Origin of the sequence: Corynebacterium sp. UMB6689 (assembly GCF_030215295.1) — a bacterium.
Classification (GTDB): Bacteria; Actinomycetota; Actinomycetes; order Mycobacteriales; family Mycobacteriaceae; genus Corynebacterium; species Corynebacterium aurimucosum.
On sequence record NZ_JASOLS010000008.1, the window covers coordinates 72924 to 90850 of the forward strand.

Annotated in this window: 17 protein-coding genes and 1 pseudogene; 10 read left to right on the plus strand and 8 right to left on the minus strand. The window is 60.8% G+C overall.

Translation table 11 applies throughout. The features are described 5' to 3' along the window. Positions 1-6: 6 nt before the first annotated feature. Positions 7-267, plus strand: a complete 261-nt coding sequence (locus tag QP363_RS06240; protein WP_070447199.1) for a HigA family addiction module antitoxin — start codon at positions 7-9, stop codon at positions 265-267. Positions 268-444: 177 nt separating this feature from the next. On the opposite strand, the gene QP363_RS06245 is transcribed toward QP363_RS06240, so the two are convergent. Together QP363_RS06245 and QP363_RS06250 are read right to left on the minus strand one after the other, a co-directional pair. Beyond that, positions 445-948 (minus strand): GNAT family N-acetyltransferase, encoded by a 504-nt coding sequence (locus tag QP363_RS06245; protein WP_070646150.1) that lies wholly within the window; start codon positions 946-948, stop codon positions 445-447. Between the two features lie 8 nt (positions 949-956). Next, a pseudogene (locus QP363_RS06250) lies at positions 957-1064 on the minus strand (N-acetyltransferase family protein); the annotation flags it as partial. A 47-nt stretch (positions 1065-1111) separates the two neighbouring features. Here QP363_RS06250 and QP363_RS06255 point away from each other — a divergent pair. The 5 genes from QP363_RS06255 (at position 1112) to QP363_RS06275 (ending at position 7033) form a co-directional block, all read left to right on the plus strand. Beyond that, a complete protein-coding gene (locus QP363_RS06255; protein ID WP_070447195.1) occupies positions 1112-1936 on the plus strand; it encodes a TatD family hydrolase in 825 nt (274 codons plus the stop codon). A gap of 244 nt (positions 1937-2180) precedes the next feature. After that, positions 2181-3329, plus strand: a complete 1149-nt coding sequence (locus QP363_RS06260; protein WP_070646153.1) for a resuscitation-promoting factor — start codon at positions 2181-2183, stop codon at positions 3327-3329. A gap of 33 nt (positions 3330-3362) precedes the next feature. Then, positions 3363-4205 (plus strand): 16S rRNA (adenine(1518)-N(6)/adenine(1519)-N(6))-dimethyltransferase RsmA, encoded by an 843-nt coding sequence (gene rsmA, locus QP363_RS06265; protein WP_284763463.1) that lies wholly within the window; start codon positions 3363-3365, stop codon positions 4203-4205. Beyond that, positions 4202-5140: a 4-(cytidine 5'-diphospho)-2-C-methyl-D-erythritol kinase gene (locus QP363_RS06270; protein ID WP_216379885.1), complete on the plus strand. Its 939-nt coding sequence runs from the start codon at positions 4202-4204 to the stop codon at positions 5138-5140. Before rsmA ends, QP363_RS06270 begins: the two co-directional genes overlap by 4 nt. Before the next feature lie 57 nt (positions 5141-5197). Next, the gene (locus QP363_RS06275; protein ID WP_070447187.1) at positions 5198-7033 is read left to right on the plus strand and encodes an ABC-F family ATP-binding cassette domain-containing protein; all 1836 of its coding nucleotides are present in this window, start codon (positions 5198-5200) and stop codon (positions 7031-7033) included. Between the two features lie 22 nt (positions 7034-7055). On the opposite strand, the gene QP363_RS06280 is transcribed toward QP363_RS06275, so the two are convergent. Then, on the minus strand, positions 7056-7970 hold the full coding sequence (locus QP363_RS06280) for an AEC family transporter (RefSeq protein WP_070447185.1): 915 nt from the start codon (positions 7968-7970) through the stop codon (positions 7056-7058). Between the two features lie 158 nt (positions 7971-8128). Between QP363_RS06280 and QP363_RS06285 the strand changes: the two genes are divergently transcribed. After that, positions 8129-8716, plus strand: coding sequence for a hypothetical protein (locus QP363_RS06285; RefSeq protein ID WP_284763465.1), 588 nt, complete (start codon positions 8129-8131; stop codon positions 8714-8716). Positions 8717-8814: 98 nt separating this feature from the next. Further along, positions 8815-9135 (plus strand): putative quinol monooxygenase, encoded by a 321-nt coding sequence (locus QP363_RS06290; protein ID WP_070447180.1) that lies wholly within the window; start codon positions 8815-8817, stop codon positions 9133-9135. Between the two features lie 72 nt (positions 9136-9207). On the opposite strand, the gene QP363_RS06295 is transcribed toward QP363_RS06290, so the two are convergent. After that, the gene (locus QP363_RS06295) at positions 9208-11784 is read right to left on the minus strand and encodes an acyltransferase family protein (RefSeq protein ID WP_284763467.1); all 2577 of its coding nucleotides are present in this window, start codon (positions 11782-11784) and stop codon (positions 9208-9210) included. A gap of 148 nt (positions 11785-11932) precedes the next feature. Between QP363_RS06295 and QP363_RS06300 the strand changes: the two genes are divergently transcribed. Continuing rightward, entirely contained in the window at positions 11933-12214 is a 282-nt protein-coding gene (locus QP363_RS06300; protein WP_201828478.1) for a hypothetical protein, read from the plus strand. Positions 12215-12274: 60 nt separating this feature from the next. Here the strand turns inward: QP363_RS06300 and QP363_RS06305 are convergent, their stop codons facing one another. Further along, the gene (locus QP363_RS06305) at positions 12275-13072 is read right to left on the minus strand and encodes an HAD family hydrolase (protein WP_284763468.1); all 798 of its coding nucleotides are present in this window, start codon (positions 13070-13072) and stop codon (positions 12275-12277) included. A gap of 97 nt (positions 13073-13169) precedes the next feature. Here QP363_RS06305 and QP363_RS06310 point away from each other — a divergent pair, with 97 nt between their 5' ends. After that, a complete protein-coding gene (locus QP363_RS06310; protein ID WP_070646166.1) occupies positions 13170-14204 on the plus strand; it encodes an enoyl-CoA hydratase/isomerase family protein in 1035 nt (344 codons plus the stop codon). 7 nt (positions 14205-14211) lie between these two features. On the opposite strand, the gene QP363_RS06315 is transcribed toward QP363_RS06310, so the two are convergent. Genes QP363_RS06315 through QP363_RS06325 form a run of 3 tightly spaced genes read right to left on the minus strand, consistent with a single transcriptional unit; the run spans position 14212 to position 17740 of the window. Next, positions 14212-15372: a DUF6882 domain-containing protein gene (locus tag QP363_RS06315; protein WP_284763469.1), complete on the minus strand. Its 1161-nt coding sequence runs from the start codon at positions 15370-15372 to the stop codon at positions 14212-14214. Next, on the minus strand, positions 15372-16535 hold the full coding sequence (locus QP363_RS06320) for a glycosyltransferase family 1 protein (protein ID WP_284763470.1): 1164 nt from the start codon (positions 16533-16535) through the stop codon (positions 15372-15374). Before QP363_RS06320 ends, QP363_RS06315 begins: the two co-directional genes overlap by 1 nt. An 8-nt stretch (positions 16536-16543) precedes the next feature. After that, the gene (locus QP363_RS06325; RefSeq protein WP_070731016.1) at positions 16544-17740 is read right to left on the minus strand and encodes an NAD-dependent epimerase/dehydratase family protein; all 1197 of its coding nucleotides are present in this window, start codon (positions 17738-17740) and stop codon (positions 16544-16546) included. Between the last annotated feature and the right edge of the window lie 187 nt (positions 17741-17927).

The following is a 17927-nucleotide window of genomic DNA, read 5'->3' on the forward strand; positions in this document are numbered from 1 at the left end:
ATCCTTATGGAGGACTTTCTCAAGGGCATGGGGATTACCCAACACAAACTCGCTGTTTCGATAGGGGTCCCGCCTCGACGTATTAACGAAATCGTCCACGGAAAGCGGGCTATTACCGCCGATACGGCTCTTCGCCTTGCCAAGTACTTTGGAATGTCCCCACAATTTTGGCTCGGGCTGCAGACTCACTACGACTTGGATGTCGCAGAAGACAAAATTCTTGCTGAGTTGGACGATATTGTGCCGCTTCAGGCAGCGTCGGCTTAACACGTTTGCCGTCTGTGACCGCGTAGCGCAGGATAAGTTGTTTAAGCCGAAGTCGCCGTTGTTGCCAAAGTTTCCCGCTTTGCCTCAAGATCTGGCCAGATCTTTGGCAACAATGGCAGTGCCGTCACTGAGGCGGGGCGTAAGACAGTGCCGTCGCTGGGGTGGGGCGTCAATCCTTTAGGGGCGGTCGAAGTCGTGCTGTAGGTGCACCAGACCGAGGCGGACACCATCCTTGGTGTGGATATTGGGCATGCGGCCGGTCTCCACGAAGCCAAACTTCTTATGCAGAGCAATGGAGGACTCGTTGGTGTCCACGATGTAGGTAATCATCGTCTCCACGTAGTCATTTTCCTTCGCGTGATCCATGAGCGTGTCCATGAGCTCGCTGCCCACGCCCTTGCCGCGCGCAGACTCCGCAATATAGATAGAGTCCTCCGCCGTGCCGTAGTAGATAGCCGGGGTGACAAACTGGAAGTAGGCGGCCCAGCCAACGATTTCGTCGTCGTCCACGGCCACATAGACGGGAAAACCTTCCTCCTCCATCTGCGCGAGCCACTTTTCGCGGTCCTCTACGGACTCCTGCCAGGTGACGAGGTTAGTGGCCGGCTTCGCAGCGGAGGCGGCATTGTAGATGGCGGAGATTGCGGGGGCGTCGGCAAGCTCTGCGGGACGAACGTGCATGATGTTCCTTAAACCATGAGTTGCAAGTGGGTGAGGTCTATCCAGCGCCCAGCTTTGCGGCTGACTTCTTTTAACGTTCCTACAGTGGCAAAGCCGAACTTCTCATGCAACTTGATAGCTCAGCGTTAGGGGCTGGCCTAAGTCGGTGACTACACTCGCAGCCATGTCTAAGAAGAAGCCACGCCCCACGCCCGTGCCCGCCGAAGGTATGAGCCAGCTTATCGACGCCCATACGCACCTCGCCTCCTGCCGCGACGCCGACGCTGACCTTGTTGCCCGCGCTCATGCTGCTGGAGTTGAGCGCATCGTCACCGTGGGTGATGGTTTGGCCGAGGCGGAGAAGGCTTTGGCCGCAGCACACGAGTTCGACAACGTGTATGCGGCCTGCGCGATTCACCCGACGAAGGCTCAAGAACTCGATGAGGCCGCCCGCGCGCGCCTGATCGAGATGGCAGCGGACCCACGCTGCGTGGCCATTGGGGAAACGGGGTTGGATACCTACTGGATTCACCACGAGCCGGAGCGCACCGCACCCCTTGAGGTCCAAGAGGAAGCGCTGCGCTGGCACGCCGAGTTGGCGGCGAAGGTGGGCAAGACACTGATGATCCACAATCGTGAGGCTGATGAAGATCTTATGCGCGTACTGGGGGAGTGCGCCCAGGCGCCGAAGGTGATGCTGCACTGTTTCTCTTCACCGTTGGAGGTAGCCAAAGAAGCCCTTGAGCGCGGTTATGTTCTTTCCTTCGCTGGCAATGTGACTTTCAAGCGCAACGAAGAAATGCGCCAGGCCGCAGCGCTTGCCCCAGCCGGCCAACTGCTCATTGAGACGGATGCGCCGTATATGACACCGGAGCCTTTCCGCGGTGCGCGCAACGAACCATCCTTGATCGGGCACACCTATCGCTGCGTGGCCGAAGCGCGCGGTCAAAAGGTGGAGGATTTGGCTGCCGAGGTGACTGATACCTTCGCGCAGGTCTTCGGAGTGTGACGATTCTCACCCAACGCAAAAGTGCTGCTCATAGGTGGCGTGCGTGCTTGTTGTGGCAAGTGTGTTGCTAGTGGTCCTGGCGTGTAAATACGTCTCGATCGTTGAGTTCTGTTACCGTATCGTTATTCAAAGTTAGTCCGGCCTTGATGTTGCCGGCCGGCGCGCCCAGAGTGCGCCATGACAGGTGCCAAAGGTAGGAAGCTGCCTTTCGTGCACACAGCATCGCAGAGACGAGTAAAGGTTTATGTCCCCGAAGAAGCAGATCAAGCGAATCAATAACTCCCGCTCCTTGCCGCTGCGCATGGCCACCGGCGGTGTGCTCGGCACCCTTGCCGTGGGTGGTGTTGTTGCCGTTGGTGCCCAGAAGGACATCACGCTCGACGTCAATGGTGAGACCACCGAGCTGGCTACCTTCGCTGGCGATGTCAACGCCGCTCTCGAAGCTGCGGGCGTCAACGTCGGGGGAGAAGACGTTGTTTATCCCGCACTGTCAGAGCAGGTTTCCGACGGTGATTCGATCACCGTTCGTACCGCTAAGCCGGTTGCGGTGACCATCGATGGTGTTGAAAAGCAGCTTTCCTCCACTGAACTCACGGTCTCTGACCTATTGGGCGGCCTCGATGGTATCGCCCCGGGAGCTGCCATCACTTCCGGCTCCAAGACCGTGAAGGAGGATGAAACGGTGACTGAGGGCATGAACCTTGAGGTTACGTCCCCGAAGATCATCAAGATTTCTGACGGCGGTTCCGTCTCCTACGCCAGCGTTGCCGCTAAAACCGTGGAAGACGTGCTGGAAGCCCGTGGAATTTCCGTGGGCAAGGATGACCGAGTATCCCCAGCGTTGGATACCCCGGTTAAGGCCGGCACGGCCATCACTGTGGACCGCGTCGAGATTTCCGAGGAAGAAAAGACCGAAGACTTCGATGCCCCCGCCGACTTTGTCGACGATCCTGAGTTGGAAGAGGGAACCGAGGAAGTCCGCGAGGAAGGCACCCCTGGTTCCCGTACCGTGACCCGCAAGATTGTGAAGGTCAACGGTAAGGAAGAGTCCAACGAGATCATCAAGGAAGACGTCCGCAATGAGGCCGTCGCCGCCGTGATCGCGCGCGGCACCAAGCCCAAGTCCACCGCCCCGGCCGTTGCCGAGGGCTCCGTGTGGGATGCCCTGGCGCAGTGTGAAGCTACCGGCAACTGGTCCATCAACACCGGCAACGGTTTCTCCGGTGGTCTGCAGTTCACCCCGTCGACCTGGGCTGCTTTTGGCGGAACCGAGTACGCCCCGCAGGCATGGCAGGCCTCCCGCGAGCAGCAGATTGCTGTGGCCCAGAAGGTTCAGGCTGCACAGGGCTGGGGTGCATGGCCCGCCTGCACCTCGAAGCTTGGTCTGCGCTAAAGCTTCCGAGCCGCGCGTATTAGTCTGGATGACATGACACAACCCCACCTGCTAGGCCCGGTGGAAATCCGCGAGCTCGCCGCTGAGCTCGATGTGACGCCGACGAAGAAGCTGGGCCAGAACTTTCTCCATGACCCCAACACCATCCGGCGCATTGTTGCCGCTGCGGACCTGAGTCCGGAGGATCGCGTGGTGGAAGTCGGCCCTGGTCTGGGTTCGCTGACCTTGGGGCTGTTGGGGGAGGTGGAGCACGTCACGGCAGTTGAGATTGACCCGCGTCTGGCAGGCAAGCTTCCGGACACTGTGGCCGCGCGGGCGGCCGACTTTGCGGAGCGCCTCACCGTGGTGGAGAAGGATGCACTCACCGTTGAGGCGGGGGAGCTGGGGGAGCCGACCGCCTTGGTGGCCAACCTGCCCTATAACGTGGCGGTGCCGGTGCTGCTCCACCTGTTGGAGGTCTACCCATCGATTCGCCGTGTTCTGGTCATGGTGCAGCTGGAGGTAGCTGAACGCCTCGCCGCCGTGCCGGGCAGCAAGGTCTATGGCATACCGAGTGTGAAAGCATCTTTTTATGGCCCCGTCCGCCAAGCCGGCACGATTGGCAAGAACGTGTTTTGGCCGGCACCCAAGATCGAGTCAGGACTGGTGCGTATCGACTGCACCCGCCCTTTCGACGAGGAGCTGCGACCACGGCTCTTTGCGCTGATCGACGCCGCCTTTGCCCAACGCCGCAAAACGCTTCGCGCCGCCTTAGCGGGCTTTTATGGTTCCGCCGCGGCAGCAGAGGAGGCGTTACGCGCGGCGGAAATCGATCCGCGCCTGCGCGGTGAGAAGCTGGGCGTGGAGGACTTCGTTCGATTGGCGGAAGTCTCATGAGCAAGACGGTAAACGAGTCCCCGCAGCTTTGGCAGGCGCGCGCCCACGCCAAGGTCAACCTACACTTGGGCGTCGGTGAGGCCCGCGCGGATGGTTTCCACGAGCTAGCTACCGTCTTCCAGTCTCTCGACGTGCACGATCGCGTGAGCTACCGCTGGAGCGAGGGAAGCACCGTGGAAGTCACCGGCAACCATGCGAAGGGCGTTCCGGCAACGACCGAGAATCTGGCTTGGCGCGCGGTGGAATTGGTGGCACAGAACCTCATGCTGCCGGCTGCTGGAACGCTCACGATGGAAAAGAGTATCCCGGCCGCCGGCGGCATGGCTGGCGGTTCTGCCGATGCCGCCGCAGCCCTGCTTCTGGCTAATCAGGCGTTGGGTACCGAGTTTGGCCGCGAGCCGCTCAGTATGGAGAAGCTCTACGAGCTTGCCGCGGAGCTGGGTTCCGACGTTCCCTTTACCCTCATGGGTGGCACGGCCTTGGGGCGCGGGCGCGGCGAGCTCTTGACGCCGATGCTCTCGCGTGGGCGCTATATCTGGGCAATCATCACCAATGCGGAGGGCTTGTCAACGCCCTCTGTCTTCCGCAAGCTGGACGAATTGCGCGCTGCCGGCCGGGGAAGCACACCGCACCTCGACACTGAAGCCGTGGGGCAAGCCCTCGTGGGCGGCAACCCTCGCGAGCTCGCCGCGGTGATGCACAACGACCTCCAACCGGCAGCCCTTTCGCTACGCCCAGACCTGCGCAAGATTCTTGATACTGGTGAGGCCGCCGGCGCCCTCAAGGGGATTGTCTCCGGCTCTGGGCCAACCTGTGCCTTCCTCTGTGAAGATGAGGAGACCGCGCAGGAAGTAGTGGCCCAGGTCTGCGCCGATAACCGCGGCACCAATGGCCTAGTAACCACGGGACCGGCGTCAGGCGCCACCCTGTTGTAGGGGCAGCGGCTGCGTTCTTCGTTCAGCCACGCTGAGACACTAAGATGAACTCTCGATATGGCGAACCTCATTAACCTTGAAAATGTAACCAAGTCCTTTGGTCTCAAGACCCTGCTGGACGGGGTCTCCCTCGGCGTGCAAACCGGTGATCGTATCGGCATCGTCGGCGTCAACGGCGGCGGCAAAACCACGCTGCTGGAAGTTCTCACCGGCATCGAATCCCCGGACTCGGGCCGTGTGTCCCACAATTCGGATTTGCGCATGGCGGTGGTAACCCAGCGCTTTGAGCTGGAGGAGTCGCTCACCATCGCCCAGGTCATCATCGAGCCGCTTGGGTTGGAGACATTCGAATGGGCGTCTAATGCCAAGGTGCGTGATGTCCTCGGTGGCCTTGGCATCGTTGACCTAGGGCTAGACACCCCTGTGGGCTCGCTCTCTGGTGGTGAGCGCCGCCGCGTCAACCTGGCCGCCGCACTTGTTCAAGACCTCGATATTGTGGTGCTCGATGAGCCGACCAACCACCTTGACGTCGAAGGCGTGCAATGGTTGGCCAGCCACTTGCTTTCGCGCAAGCTGGCGGTCGTCGTCGTCACGCACGATCGCTGGTTCCTCGACACCGTCGCCACCACGACCTGGGAGGTGCACGATGGTGTCGTCGATGCTTACGAGGGTGGCTATAACGACTGGACCTTTGCCCGCGCCGAGCGTGCCCGCCAAGCTGATGCTATCGAGCAGCGCCGGCAGAACTTGGCGCGCAAAGAGCTGGCGTGGCTGCGCCGCGGGGCACCGGCCCGTACCTCGAAGCCGCGCTACCGCATTGAGGCGGCTGAGGCACTCATCGCGGATGTTCCTGCGCCGCGTGACAAGGTTGAGCTCATGGCCTTCTCTAAGCAGCGCCAGGGGCGCGTCGTCATTGAGCTTGAGGATGCCAAGGTCACAACCCCGGATGGCCGCACGCTGGTGGATCACCTCACCTGGCGGCTGGCGCCGGGCGAGCGCATCGGCCTCGTCGGTGTTAACGGTTCGGGCAAGACCACGCTGCTGCGCGCCCTTGCGGGTGAAGTAGGGCTCGCCGCCGGCAAGCGCATCGAGGGCAAGACCGTGCGGCTGGGCTGGCTTCGCCAAGAACTCGATGACTTGGATCCGCAGCGCCGGCTTCTCGACGCCGTCGAGGACGTCGCCACCTACGTCCACCTGGGAAAGAAGGAGCTCTCCGCCTCTCAGCTGGCTGAGCGTCTGGGCTTTTCCGCCAAGCGCCAGCGCACGCCGGTCGGCGATCTTTCCGGTGGTGAGCGCCGCCGCCTGCAGCTGACCCGCGTGCTCATGGCAGAGCCGAATGTGCTGCTTCTCGACGAGCCCACGAACGATCTCGACATCGATACTCTTCAGGAGCTGGAGTCTCTTCTAGATTCGTGGCCCGGCACCCTGGTGGTGATTTCCCACGATCGTTACCTCATCGAGCGCATCGCCGATAACACGTATGCGCTGTTTGGGGATGGCAAGCTCACTAACCTGCCGGGAGGCATTGAGGAATACTTGCGTCGCCGCCAAGAAATGGAAGCTGCCACCGCCCGCGGCGTTCTCGACTTGGGGGAGAGCTCCAAGAACACCGACGAACAAAGCGCGGAAGCCGCCCCGACCAAGCGTTTGAGCTCTCAGGAAGAGCGCGAGCTGACCAAGAAAATGAATGCGCTGGAACGCAAGATGAGCAAGCTCGACGACAAGACCGCGAAGCTGAATGAAAAGATGGCACAAGCCGCGGAGAAGATGTCCTCTGGTGAGGGGGACAGTGGTGAGCTAGCGAAGCTCGACACCGAGCTCAAAGCCGTTGCCGCCGAGCGCGAAGAACTCGAGATGGAGTGGCTGGAGCTGGGGGAGAAGCTCGAAGGCTAGTGCTTGACGGTTTGGCCTAGCCCTACCCAAAGAACCCGGCGATAGCCAGCATGGCCGGCAGGGAGAGGAAGGTGGTGAGGAAGACCGTATCGCGCGCCACCGTTTCTCCCGATTGGTAGGTCGCGGCATAGTTGTAGACGTTCTGCGCGGTCGGAAGCGCGGCCAAGATGAGCGCTGCGTAAAGCTCGTTGCCGCTCAGCCCCAAGGCTAGGCCTGCCGCTAAGGCGATGGCTGGCATGGCAATGAGCTTAAGAACCGTGGCGGTAATCGTCGGCAGGCGGTCGTTGGTCAGCAACCCTTTACCTGTAAGGGAGGCTCCGAAACTCATGAGGATCATCGGAATGGAAGCACCACCGAGGATCTCGAGGGGCGCCATGATGACATCGGGGACCTGCCAGCCAGCCGCAGAAACGATGAAGCCAGCGATGGCCGCGATGACGACAGGTGCCGTAAGTCCGGAAACCACGGAGCTGGCGATCGAACGCAGGCTTGTCCCCTGAGCGTTGAGGCCGGCGATGATGAAGGGGGAGAGTACCGCCATCTGGAGTACGAGTGCTGGCACCACAAAGGTGGCATCACCGATGACATAGGTCGCGATGGGCAGTCCAATGTTGACGGAGTTGTAATAGCTTGCCGCTGCCGCACCGGCCATCGTTTCTGCTCCGCTTCGCCGGAAGAACAGTGCGCTGAGCAACCCATACAGTGCCATCGTGGTGACTGAAGCAATCGCAATGACAGCGACAACGGGAGAGGTGAAGGCAGAGGTATCTGAGGTGGCCACGCTGGAAAATATCAGCGCCGGGGTGGCTGCCCAGAACGCTGTGCGGTTGAACTGCAGGCGCGCCTCGCCCTCGCCAATAACGCCTCGGTGAGCCAAGAAGAAGCCCACCCCGATAACCACAAAAATGATGGCGAAGCCGGTTAAGACGTCCAGCAACAGTGATCAACCTTTCGAATAATTGTGAAAGCTAGCCTTCGGTCATTCTTTCACGTCGTGGCGCTGACGCCGGCAGGGGATAACAAAGTGGTATCGAAAATCCCCTAGAGCCGAGCAGACCTTCACTGCGCTCGCAGTTGTATGGCACGATAGAAGGCATGAATTCCTTCCGTCGTGTTTCCCGCCTGTCCGCTACTGCCGCCGTGGCAGCATCCCTTAGCGCCGCTTTGTCGGTCTCCGCGGCCCAGGCCGCCCCGGCCAACTTTTCCTCCGCACAGCCGCAGGAACTGAACCAGTTGTCCTCACAGGCTGCTGAGCAGATCAATTCTTTTGAAATCGAGCTGCCAGCGCAGGCTTATGACCTGGCCAAGCAGTACAACGTCCAGCTGCCAGGCTTCATCAAGAAGCCGACCCCGGCCGTGGCAAATGAGCTCGTTGGTGCAACCCACGCCCACCTGCTGAAGCAGGGCCACCACGAGGATGCCAACGCCAAGAACATTGCCCAGGAGTGGGCAAACCAGGCCGCGGCTGGCAAGGTCACCTTCCAAGACAATGTTGGCGATGGCCTGACTCACCTGGAAGAGGGCAGCGGCAACATCTACAAGCTCACTGAGTCGGAAGCGAAGGACCGCGTGAACTGGCTCAACCGCGACGTGCCCGTGACCAAGACCGATGGCACCGGTTTCGGCGTATCCCAGGCCTTTGATGGCACCCACGTCTACGTAGCGGAGTACTTCTTCAACTAAGCCGCCGCGCGGTTTATGAAAGCCGCCCTAGCAGAAGGCCCTGCCGCCTCAGGCAGGGCCTTCTGCACGTTTTCGTGGAGAGCGTTACAGTGGGGCACATGATTTTGATCAACGTACAGTTCCACGTTAAGCCCGAGTACGCGGATACCTTCCTGGACGAGATTGACTGGTACACCAAAGCATGCCAGGCAGAGCCCGGCTGCATCGACTTCAAGTGGTTCCGCGATCCGGAAGACAAGCAGCGCTTCCTGCTGCTTGAGTCCTACAAGGATGGCACTGACGTCGACCACGTCAACACCGAGCACTTCAAGCGCTCCTGCGAGGAGTTCCCGAAGTACCTGGTGGAGACCCCGGACATCATCAATACTTCCATTCCAGGTAAGACGGAGTGGGATAAGATGGCTGAATTCTCGGTCTAAACCGCATGCTTAAACAAAAGCCGCCCAGCTGTGAAGCTGGGCGGCTTTTCGTGATTCTTAGGTCTTTGTCGCTTAGCTGGAGCACACTGTAGTGAGGTTCTTCTCCCCGTCTGCGTACTGTTCGAGGGCGGCGTACAGAGCATCCGCGTACAGGTGCGCGCCTTCGGGTAGCGGGTGTACACCGTCGTCGTAAAGCATGGCAGGATTCTCCTGCGCTACTCCGCACCAGTCTGCGATATAGACGTTGTCGTGCGTCGTTGCGGCCTCGATGATTTCGGCGCGCGCCGGCCCCATCCAATCGCGCTCACCGTAAGGCAACACGAGGACCAGTGTGCGCTCGGAGCCAACGATGTCGATGAGCTCGTCCATTTGGCCCTCAAACGTAGCTCCGTTGGTGCCCAAGCCCATAAATACGGTGGAGCGCAACTGCCCGGAATCCTTCAGCCCCTGAACCACGGGCAGGGCTGCCGAATAGTGGCGGGAGATAGCAGCGTCGATACTGATACCCGGGAAACGCTCACTAAGTGCTTCGGAAGCAGCAAGCATGACAGAATCACCGATCGCACTGATTTCGTTGCCAGTGGGTATCGCGCGCTTCTCCTTCGGCTTTGCAGTTTCCGAGGGCTGTGCCGGAGCGGAGCTAGCAGCCTGCTCGTTGGACTGCGCCATGCGCTCGAGCTCGCGCTCTAGTTCGCTCTTATCCTCCGAGGTCACCAGGGCATAGCCCACACCGAGCAGAGATAGCACGACGATGACGGGGACTGCAGGCCACAGGGCCTTGCCAAAGCCATCCTTAATCTCCTCCATGCTGGGGCGTGCCGACCAATAGGCATGCCACGTGGGGCGGAATCCGGCGCGGCGGAAGGGGTTTTCTACAAACTGGTAGGTCACCTCTGCCAGCAAGCAGCTCAGCGGAAGGCAAAGGAGACCCAGGAGCCACGAAGGGGCATCGGACAGCGCGTGGACAATCATGACTACCGGCCAGTGCCAGAGGTACAAAGAGAAGGAACGCTGTCCCAGCCAGCGCATCACGCGGGTGCGGAAGATCCAGGTGAGGGGGCCGGTTTCCCGCACCACTCCCCAAATCATCGCCGCGCCGAGCACACTGGTGAGGACCAAACCACCGCGGTAGGTGAATTCGCGGTCCGCGCCCATCCATACCAGTTGGGCAAGGTAAGCAACTAGTGCGAGAGTTCCAACGGCACCGGCAAGAGTGCCCTTGTTTGCTGCCGGCCAAGAGTCGGCGTCGACGTCCTTGTCGGTGGAGGTCAAAAGCAGGGACAACATTGCGCCAATGAGGAGACCGAAGGCATGGGTATCGGTTCCGTAGTACACACGGGTGGGATCCTCGCCCGGGGTGAAGATGAGCGCCATCGCGACGGCCGAAGCAATCGTGAGGATCAGCGATACCGCGATGGGCAGACGCTTGGGCTTGCGGCGGGAAATGGCAAAGATGCCAAACATCAGCAGGGGCCAAATCAGATAGAACTGTTCCTCGACGGCCAAGGACCAATAGTGCGCGAAGACCTGCACTTCATTTGGCGCAAAGTAGGTTTGGCTGGTGGCGATTTGGGTCCAGTTGTTGACAAAGAAAAAGGTGCCCAAGAATTGCTGGCGGATGCCTACTGCTAGGTCGCCGCCGATGAGGGCCACAATCGCAGTACATATCGAGAGGACCACGAGGGCGGCGGGGAGAATGCGCCGGAAACGGCGGATCCAAAAATCCTTGAGGCTGATGCGCCCAGTCGCGTTGAATTCACGGACCAGCAGCGAGGTAATGAGGAAGCCGGAAAGGACAAAGAACATGTCCACGCCGAGGTAACCGCCGGGGAGGATATCCCCGAAGAAGTGATAGATCACTACGGCGATCACCGCGAGACCACGCAGACCATCCAAGCCCGGTACTTGACGCAGCCGGGCGCGTCGACGGCGTGGTTTGGTTGCAGGTGAAGTTGTAGACGGGGCGGCTGTGCTGCGGGCGGATGCACTGGCAGCGGCAGGAGCCGTGGCGGGGGCCGTAGCCGCAGTGGCGGACGTCGCGCTTGCCGTTGCGGCGCCTACCGCTGCCGCGGTTGCAGTTGCCGGAGCCGCCGCAGCAGCAGTGGATTCTTTCGCTACTGGCCGCTTTGCTGAACGGCGCTTTTCTTGTTTTGTGCTCAGTACCCCGACGGACTGTGAGCGACGAGCCAGAGCCCGCGAAATCTCATTCTCGGGCCCGGCGGTTTCTTTTTTCTTTTTTCCCTTTCCCGGTTCTTTGGTCTGTTCAGGTGCCTCGGCCTTGATGGCCTCAGTGCGCTGGGCTTTTTGGCGCTCTTCGCCCTGTGCAGGATTCTTAGTAGGCTTGGGAGTCTTTTCTTTGTGTGCAGCCGGTGCCGGAGTCGAGGCAGGCTTCTGTGTTGTGGCAGCTGTAGGGGACTTTGCCGCAGCGGGCTGGGAACCTGGTGTGGCGGCCGGAGTCTTGCTGGCACGGCTGGTCTCCGAGACCTTGTTTCCCGGAACAGAAGTCTTGTTCTGCTGCTCAGAACCTGTTTTCTGCGGGGCAGGGCTCTGCGTGATCGGGCGGCGAGGGACGGTGCGTCGTGGGCCGCGGCGGCCAGTCGAGACTACGTCAGCCTCCTCGCGGGCTTTGACGAGTTTGGCCTTCTTCACCGCCGCAGCTTTGGGAAGGGCGCTCGGCGACAAGTCCAGGGTGAAGTCTTCCGCTGGCCGTGGGCGCACGCGGCCAGGCCGCGCGGCTGGGCGCTGAGTGCTGGGCCGCTGAGCTCTGGGCGTAGCGCTTTTATCCGAGGTGGTGGGCTTGGCGGGTGAGGTCGACTTTCCAGGCTTCGTGGTGTCAGTAGGTGCGGTGGAAGGAGAAGCCGATGAGGGCTTGACAGCCGTAGTGGACTTAGTAGACGCGGCTGAGACTTTAGATGCAGTAGTCGACGTTGAAGAAGGCTTCTGTGAAGCGGAAGGGGAGTCCGGAGTGGAACTCGATGTGGATGATTCGCCTTTTGCCAAGCGTGACACCATCGACCGCAAAAACTTCTTCACTTCACACTCCGCAGGTAGACACCGTGGTTCGGATACTGAGGCTTAGTAACCCGAGTAATCCTACTCTGTGCGCGTGGCTAGTCGGTCAAGGAGTCAGGGGAGCGTGTTAGGTGCGCAAAAGCTGGCGAAGCACGGTGCTGACGCCGTTGTCAGTATTGGGAGGGGCAATGATGTCCGCTAGGTCTTTCAGCTGCGGATGTGCGTTCTCCATCGCGACGGCTGTCCCGGCAGCGCGCAGCATTTCGAGATCATTGAGGTAGTCACCGAAGGCCACGGTGGCGGTGATGGGTACGTTGGCGAGTTCAGCGAGCTTGACTAAGGCTGCACCTTTATCCACGCCGCGAGCCATGACATCGAGCCAGACTTTGCCCGATACCGCCACGTTGTCTTCCGGGACAGCGCGGACAATGGGTTTGTAGATGTGTGCCTCTGAACCGGATTCGCAGAAGATGGCGATCTTGATGATGTTGCTATCGGGGACGGCGTCTAGGTCATCGACCCACGTGACCGCCTTGTAGTACTTGGAGATCTCTGCGCAGGCTGCATCGGATGCATCCCGCCCGACATAGGCGGTTTCAGGTGAGCACAGCACCACGGTGTGCTCCACATCCATGGCTGCTGAGGCCTCGCGTGCTGAGTGCACGGTCGCTTCTGGGAGCGGGAATGTCGCAATGATGTCGCCACCACGCATGACTACTGAGCCATTTTCAGCGATGAAGGTTTCACCTTGCGGGAACATCTGCTTGAGTGTTGCCAGTTGGCGCCCTGAGGCCGGAACTAGCTCGCATCCACGGTGCGCGGCAAGCTCCTGCAGCTCCGCGAAGTCCGCTGGTAGTTGGCCGTGGTCATCGAGGAGCGTGCCGTCCATGTCAAGAGCAACAAGTTGTGGGAGCAAAAAAGTCACACCAATCTAAACGGGTTGGGCTAAAAGCAGAAACCATGTCCAAGGTAGCGCCAAAAATAGGTGGCTGAAACATTTGTGATATGGAACACTGGTGCGCATGACTATGACTGATCCAGTACTCGTTTCTGTCCGCAACCGTACCGGAGTCCTTGAACTCAATCGCCCGAAGGCTCTGAATTCTTTGAACCCGGAGATGATTGACATCATCCGCCGCTCCCTCGAAGCGTGGGCGCAGGATGACGAGATTGAGCAAGTCCTGATTCATTCCAACAGCCCCAAAGCCTTTTGCGCCGGTGGCGATGTGCGCCACGCCCGTGAGGGAATCGCGGAAGGACAGTTGGAGGAAGTCGATGCCTTCTTCGCCAGCGAGTACCTCACCAACGGTGATATAGCCGAGTTCCCGAAGCCCTATATTGCCGTCATCGACGGGGTTGTGATGGGTGGTGGATTGGGTATCTCCATGCATGGTTCGCACCGCGTGGTAACTGAGAAGGCCTTCGCGTCGATGCCGGAGATGAATATCGGCTACGTCACGGACGTGGGAGTGGCCTATGCAGCGCAGCGCATGGTGGGCACACGCGGAGTAGCTTCGCCGGGCTTGGCAAAATTCTGGGGGCTCAGCGGCTACCGCATGTATGCCGCGGACATGCTGTGGACGGGAGTCGCAACCCACGTGGTTAAGGATGCCGCTGAGTTGATTGAGGCAGCTATCGAGCGGGGCATCGACGCCGCACTGGAGGATCTAGCTTTGCCGGCACCACAACAGCCGGCGCCGTTGGAGCAGGTAGCCAAAGACTTGGAGGAGACCTTCGCGCTGCCGACGTGGGAGGAGATTTCCGCAGAGCTCGACAAGCGCCCAACCATTGCCGGCGAAGTACGCCGCCTCATGGCCGCCGCCTGTCCAGCCGCCATCGTTGCGGCCAATGAGCTTTATGAGGCGGAGGCTGCTGTCGACGATATCCGCGAGGCCCTCCTACTGGAGCTCAAGCTGGGCATGCACATGTACCGCCGTCCCGATTTTTCCGAAGGCGTGCGCGCGGTGCTGGTGGACAAGACCCAGGATGCTGCGTTTAACCCAGCGACCACCGAGGAGGTTGACGCCGAAGAATTCCGCGCAGTGTTGAACTCCTAGTTAGGACTTATAGGCCACGTGCCTGCTGATAGGCGGCGCGCGCCCGGTGTTCATCCACTCCTTCAGGCACGGCAACGTTAAGGGTGGCCTGCGTGGCGGCCGGGGTCGGTGCGGGCAGATGGAAGGCAGGGGTATCGGTCAGCGCCAGCCCCTGGCGACCATCGGGCAGCTGCACAGGCAATAGGGTCCACAGCCCCAAGACCGGCATGGCTAACTGCGGCAGGCGCACCGAGCGCGCTTCGGGGATCGACACACGGGCGCGAATCAGCTCGGGGAGAGCATTGTCATAGCCGAAGCGGCGCAGGTTCGCCGCTGCTTGGGCGGACATGGAACTAGATAGCTCGTCCGCCCATGCCCAGGTGAACGTGTCCGTGGATGCGTCGAGAGTAGCAATGAGGTGGGCGGGAACCGTGAGCGAACCATAATCAGAGTTGACCACGGTGCGAGACGTGCCAGGGTCGAGGTCCGCAGACAGGTTGGGGAAGCGGGCCTCCAAGAAGAAATTATGCTCGGTGGCAAGAAAGTGGGCGTCAGCCAATACATCGCGTGCGCTAAGCCCGGCCTGGCCTGAGGGGTGGGGAAGGGCCGCGATCCGAGTGCCGTGGAAGCGCGCGAGGCCTTCTGCTGCTGCCGAGGCCACGCCTAGATAGGAGGCGAGCTCAGAGGTAGCAAGGCGCTCGTCGACGCCTCCTTCGACATCCCCCGAGCGTTCGAGCCCGGCCAGGATGCTAACACGGGGATCCGGGTGGAGGTCCGTGAAATCGACGGCGACGAGTGCTTCGCCCTCACCCTGTGGGACGCGGAGAACGGGCCGGTCACCCACCAACCGCCGCGCTAAGCCGCGAAGCAGGGCGGAATCGGGCTGTGGTCCGTGGAACTGAGGTTGGGGCGCTTGTTCCGTCAAACCCGTGGCCCAGTGCAGTTGTCCGTCCTGGATGGTGGCTAGACGCAGCCCATCGAAGTCATAGCTCCCTGAATCAGTACTAAAGCGCACCACCGCGCGCTGGTCTTGGTCTGGCTGCGCTGCTTGTCGGGCTTCGGGGGCGGGGGCAGCGGGCGTGAAGTTCACTTCGACGTCGCGCACGTCGCCCAAGCGGGACGTAAACGTGGCGTCGATGCCGGCTTGGATAAAAGCGCCTGCGGAGTACAGGTTCTGGGCGGAATCCATTAGTGCTCCTTGACTTCGTTTTCTTCCCTGCGGAAGGGGTGTTCGATAGCCTCCTCGTAGGCGTGGAGGAGGGCTTGGGTGGATTCTACCCAGGAATACTTTTCAGCCTCGCGGCGGGCGGCAGCGCCCATCGTCTCCCGGCGGGCAGGGTCTTCGAGGAGTCCGACCGTGGCGCGCGCCCACGCCTCCTCATCGGCGTCGGGAGCGATGAGGTGCCCGGTCACGCCTTCTTCAATGACGAAGGGGATACCACCGGCATTCGTGCCGACGACCGGCACGCCCGAGGCGAAGGACTCGAGTGCTACCAGCCCCAAAGTCTCCGTGGCGGAGGGGAAGAGGAAGACATCCCCCACGGCGAATGCAGCGGCGAGCTCCTCGCCAGACAGGTAGCCGGTGAACACTGTGTGCGCAGGATCGAAGCTAGCCTTGAGCTCCTCCAAAGCGGGACCATCGCCAACGATGGCCAGGCGGGCGTCGCTAAGCTCTGCCCGCACTAGCTGCATCACGTGGTCGAGGCGCTCCAAGTCCTTCTCTTTGGACACTCGGCCGATATAGGTCACCAGCGGGGTATCCGGGTTACCACCGGTGAGGCGCTCGCGCATCTGTGCTGTGGCGCGGTCAGGGTGATAGGTCTGCGTATCCACCGCCTTGGGCCACAACTGCACGTTGCGGATCCCCATCGTCCGAGCCTTATCCACCATGGGGCCAGAGGTGCACAGGTTCACCGCCGCCTGGTTGTGCAGGTACTTCAGAGCGGCCTCAGTCAGCGGGCGGGTCCATCCGATGCCCAGCGCATCGACGTATTCAGGCACGTTGGTGTGGAAGCTCGCCACCAGCGGCACGGCATCGCGCTGCGCGGCGAAGACGCCGAGGGCTGCAGTCCAAATGGGGTTGACCGCGTGGATGACATCGGGATCGAAATCTCGGATCTCCTTGAAGAATTTCCACGAAGGCAGGCCAAACTTGATCTCCGGGTAGACCCACAGCGACAGACTGGGGATGCGGGTGACCTCGAAGCCGGCATAGGAGTCAGGAGCCTTGCCCGTGGCAAAAATCCGGACCTCGTGGCCCATCGCGGCTAACTGGTCCAGCGTGCGCGTCAGGCGCGTGACCACGCCGTCGATCTTGGGCAGGAAGACCTCAGTAACGATTGCGATGCGCACGGTGGGACTTAAGCCTCCGTGGAAGGAACGCCGGCGTGCTGCTGGCGTGTCCATAGTGACTGCGCCGGAATCTTGGAGCGGTCCGCGCGGTCGGCGTACTTACGCGCAACCTCCTCGACCTCATGGAGCAACCCCTCCGACAAGGTGGTCGGCTCCAGTCCTAGTTCGAGGAAGGTGTCGTTGGTGACGTGGAGTTCATTCTCCGCGGATTCCTTGCGCGGGTTCGGCACATAAGCCACTTCCGCACCAGAAATCTTCGCCAGCAACTCTGCTAAGTCACGCACGCGGTGGGTTTCGGTCATCTGGTTGATGATCTTCACGCGCTCACCGCGTGCCGGCGGGTTCTGCAGCGCTAGCTCGATGCAGCGCACCATGTCACGGATGTGGATAAAAGCGCGGGTTTGTCCGCCGGTGCCGTGCACGGTCAGCGGATAACCAATACCGGCCTGAATGAGGAAGCGGTTGAGCACCGTTCCGTAGTCACCGTCATAATCAAAGCGGTTGATCAGGCGCTCATCCTTCTGGGTCTGCTCAGTGTGCGTGCCCCAGATGATGCCCTGGTGTAGGTCGGTGATGCGCAGCTCATCATTTTTGGCGTAGTAGGCAAACAGGTGCTGGTCCAGCACCTTCGTCATGTGGTAGACCGAGCCCGGATTGGAGGGGTAGAGGATTTGCTGCTTGACGACGCCATTCTCCCCCGCATCCACCTGTACATCCAGGTAGCCCTCCGGGATCTTCATGCCGGCGGTGCCGTAACCGTAGACACCCATGGTGCCCAAGTGGGCGACGTGGATATCTTGCTCAGACTCGACAATGGCGGCGAGCAAGTTGTGGGTGGCGTTGATGTTGTTATCCACCGTGTAGCGCTTGGTGCGCGAGTTCTTCATGGAATAGGGGGCGGCACGTTGCTCAGCAAAGTGCACCACAGCATCTGGGCGCTCGGTATTCAGGAAATCCAACAAGCCGTCGTAGTCCTGGGCCACGTCGAGGTTGCGGAAGCCGATGGTCTTGCCGGAGACCTCGGTCCACGCAGCCAGGCGCTCCTCAATGGAGGCGATGGGTGTTAAGGATTCCGCGCCCAACTCCTCATCGATGGCGCGCCGGGAGAGGTTATCCACGATGATGACATCGTGGCCTTGGTCGGAGAGATAGAGGGAAGCGGGCCAACCGCAGAAGCCGTCTCCGCCGAGAATCGCTACCTTCATTTGTTATCTCTCCACATCACTGTCGGGGGCATGAGTTAGGGCGCCGCCGACGATGGGGGAGAAACCCGTCGCGGCGGCAAGCACTTTTCAATACCTTACCGTTGACAGCCCTCACATGAGGGCCCTTAACGGTAAACAGTGAGTGAATGTTTCCTCAGGCTGTACCGCTAGGGTGAGGCTCGGTGCA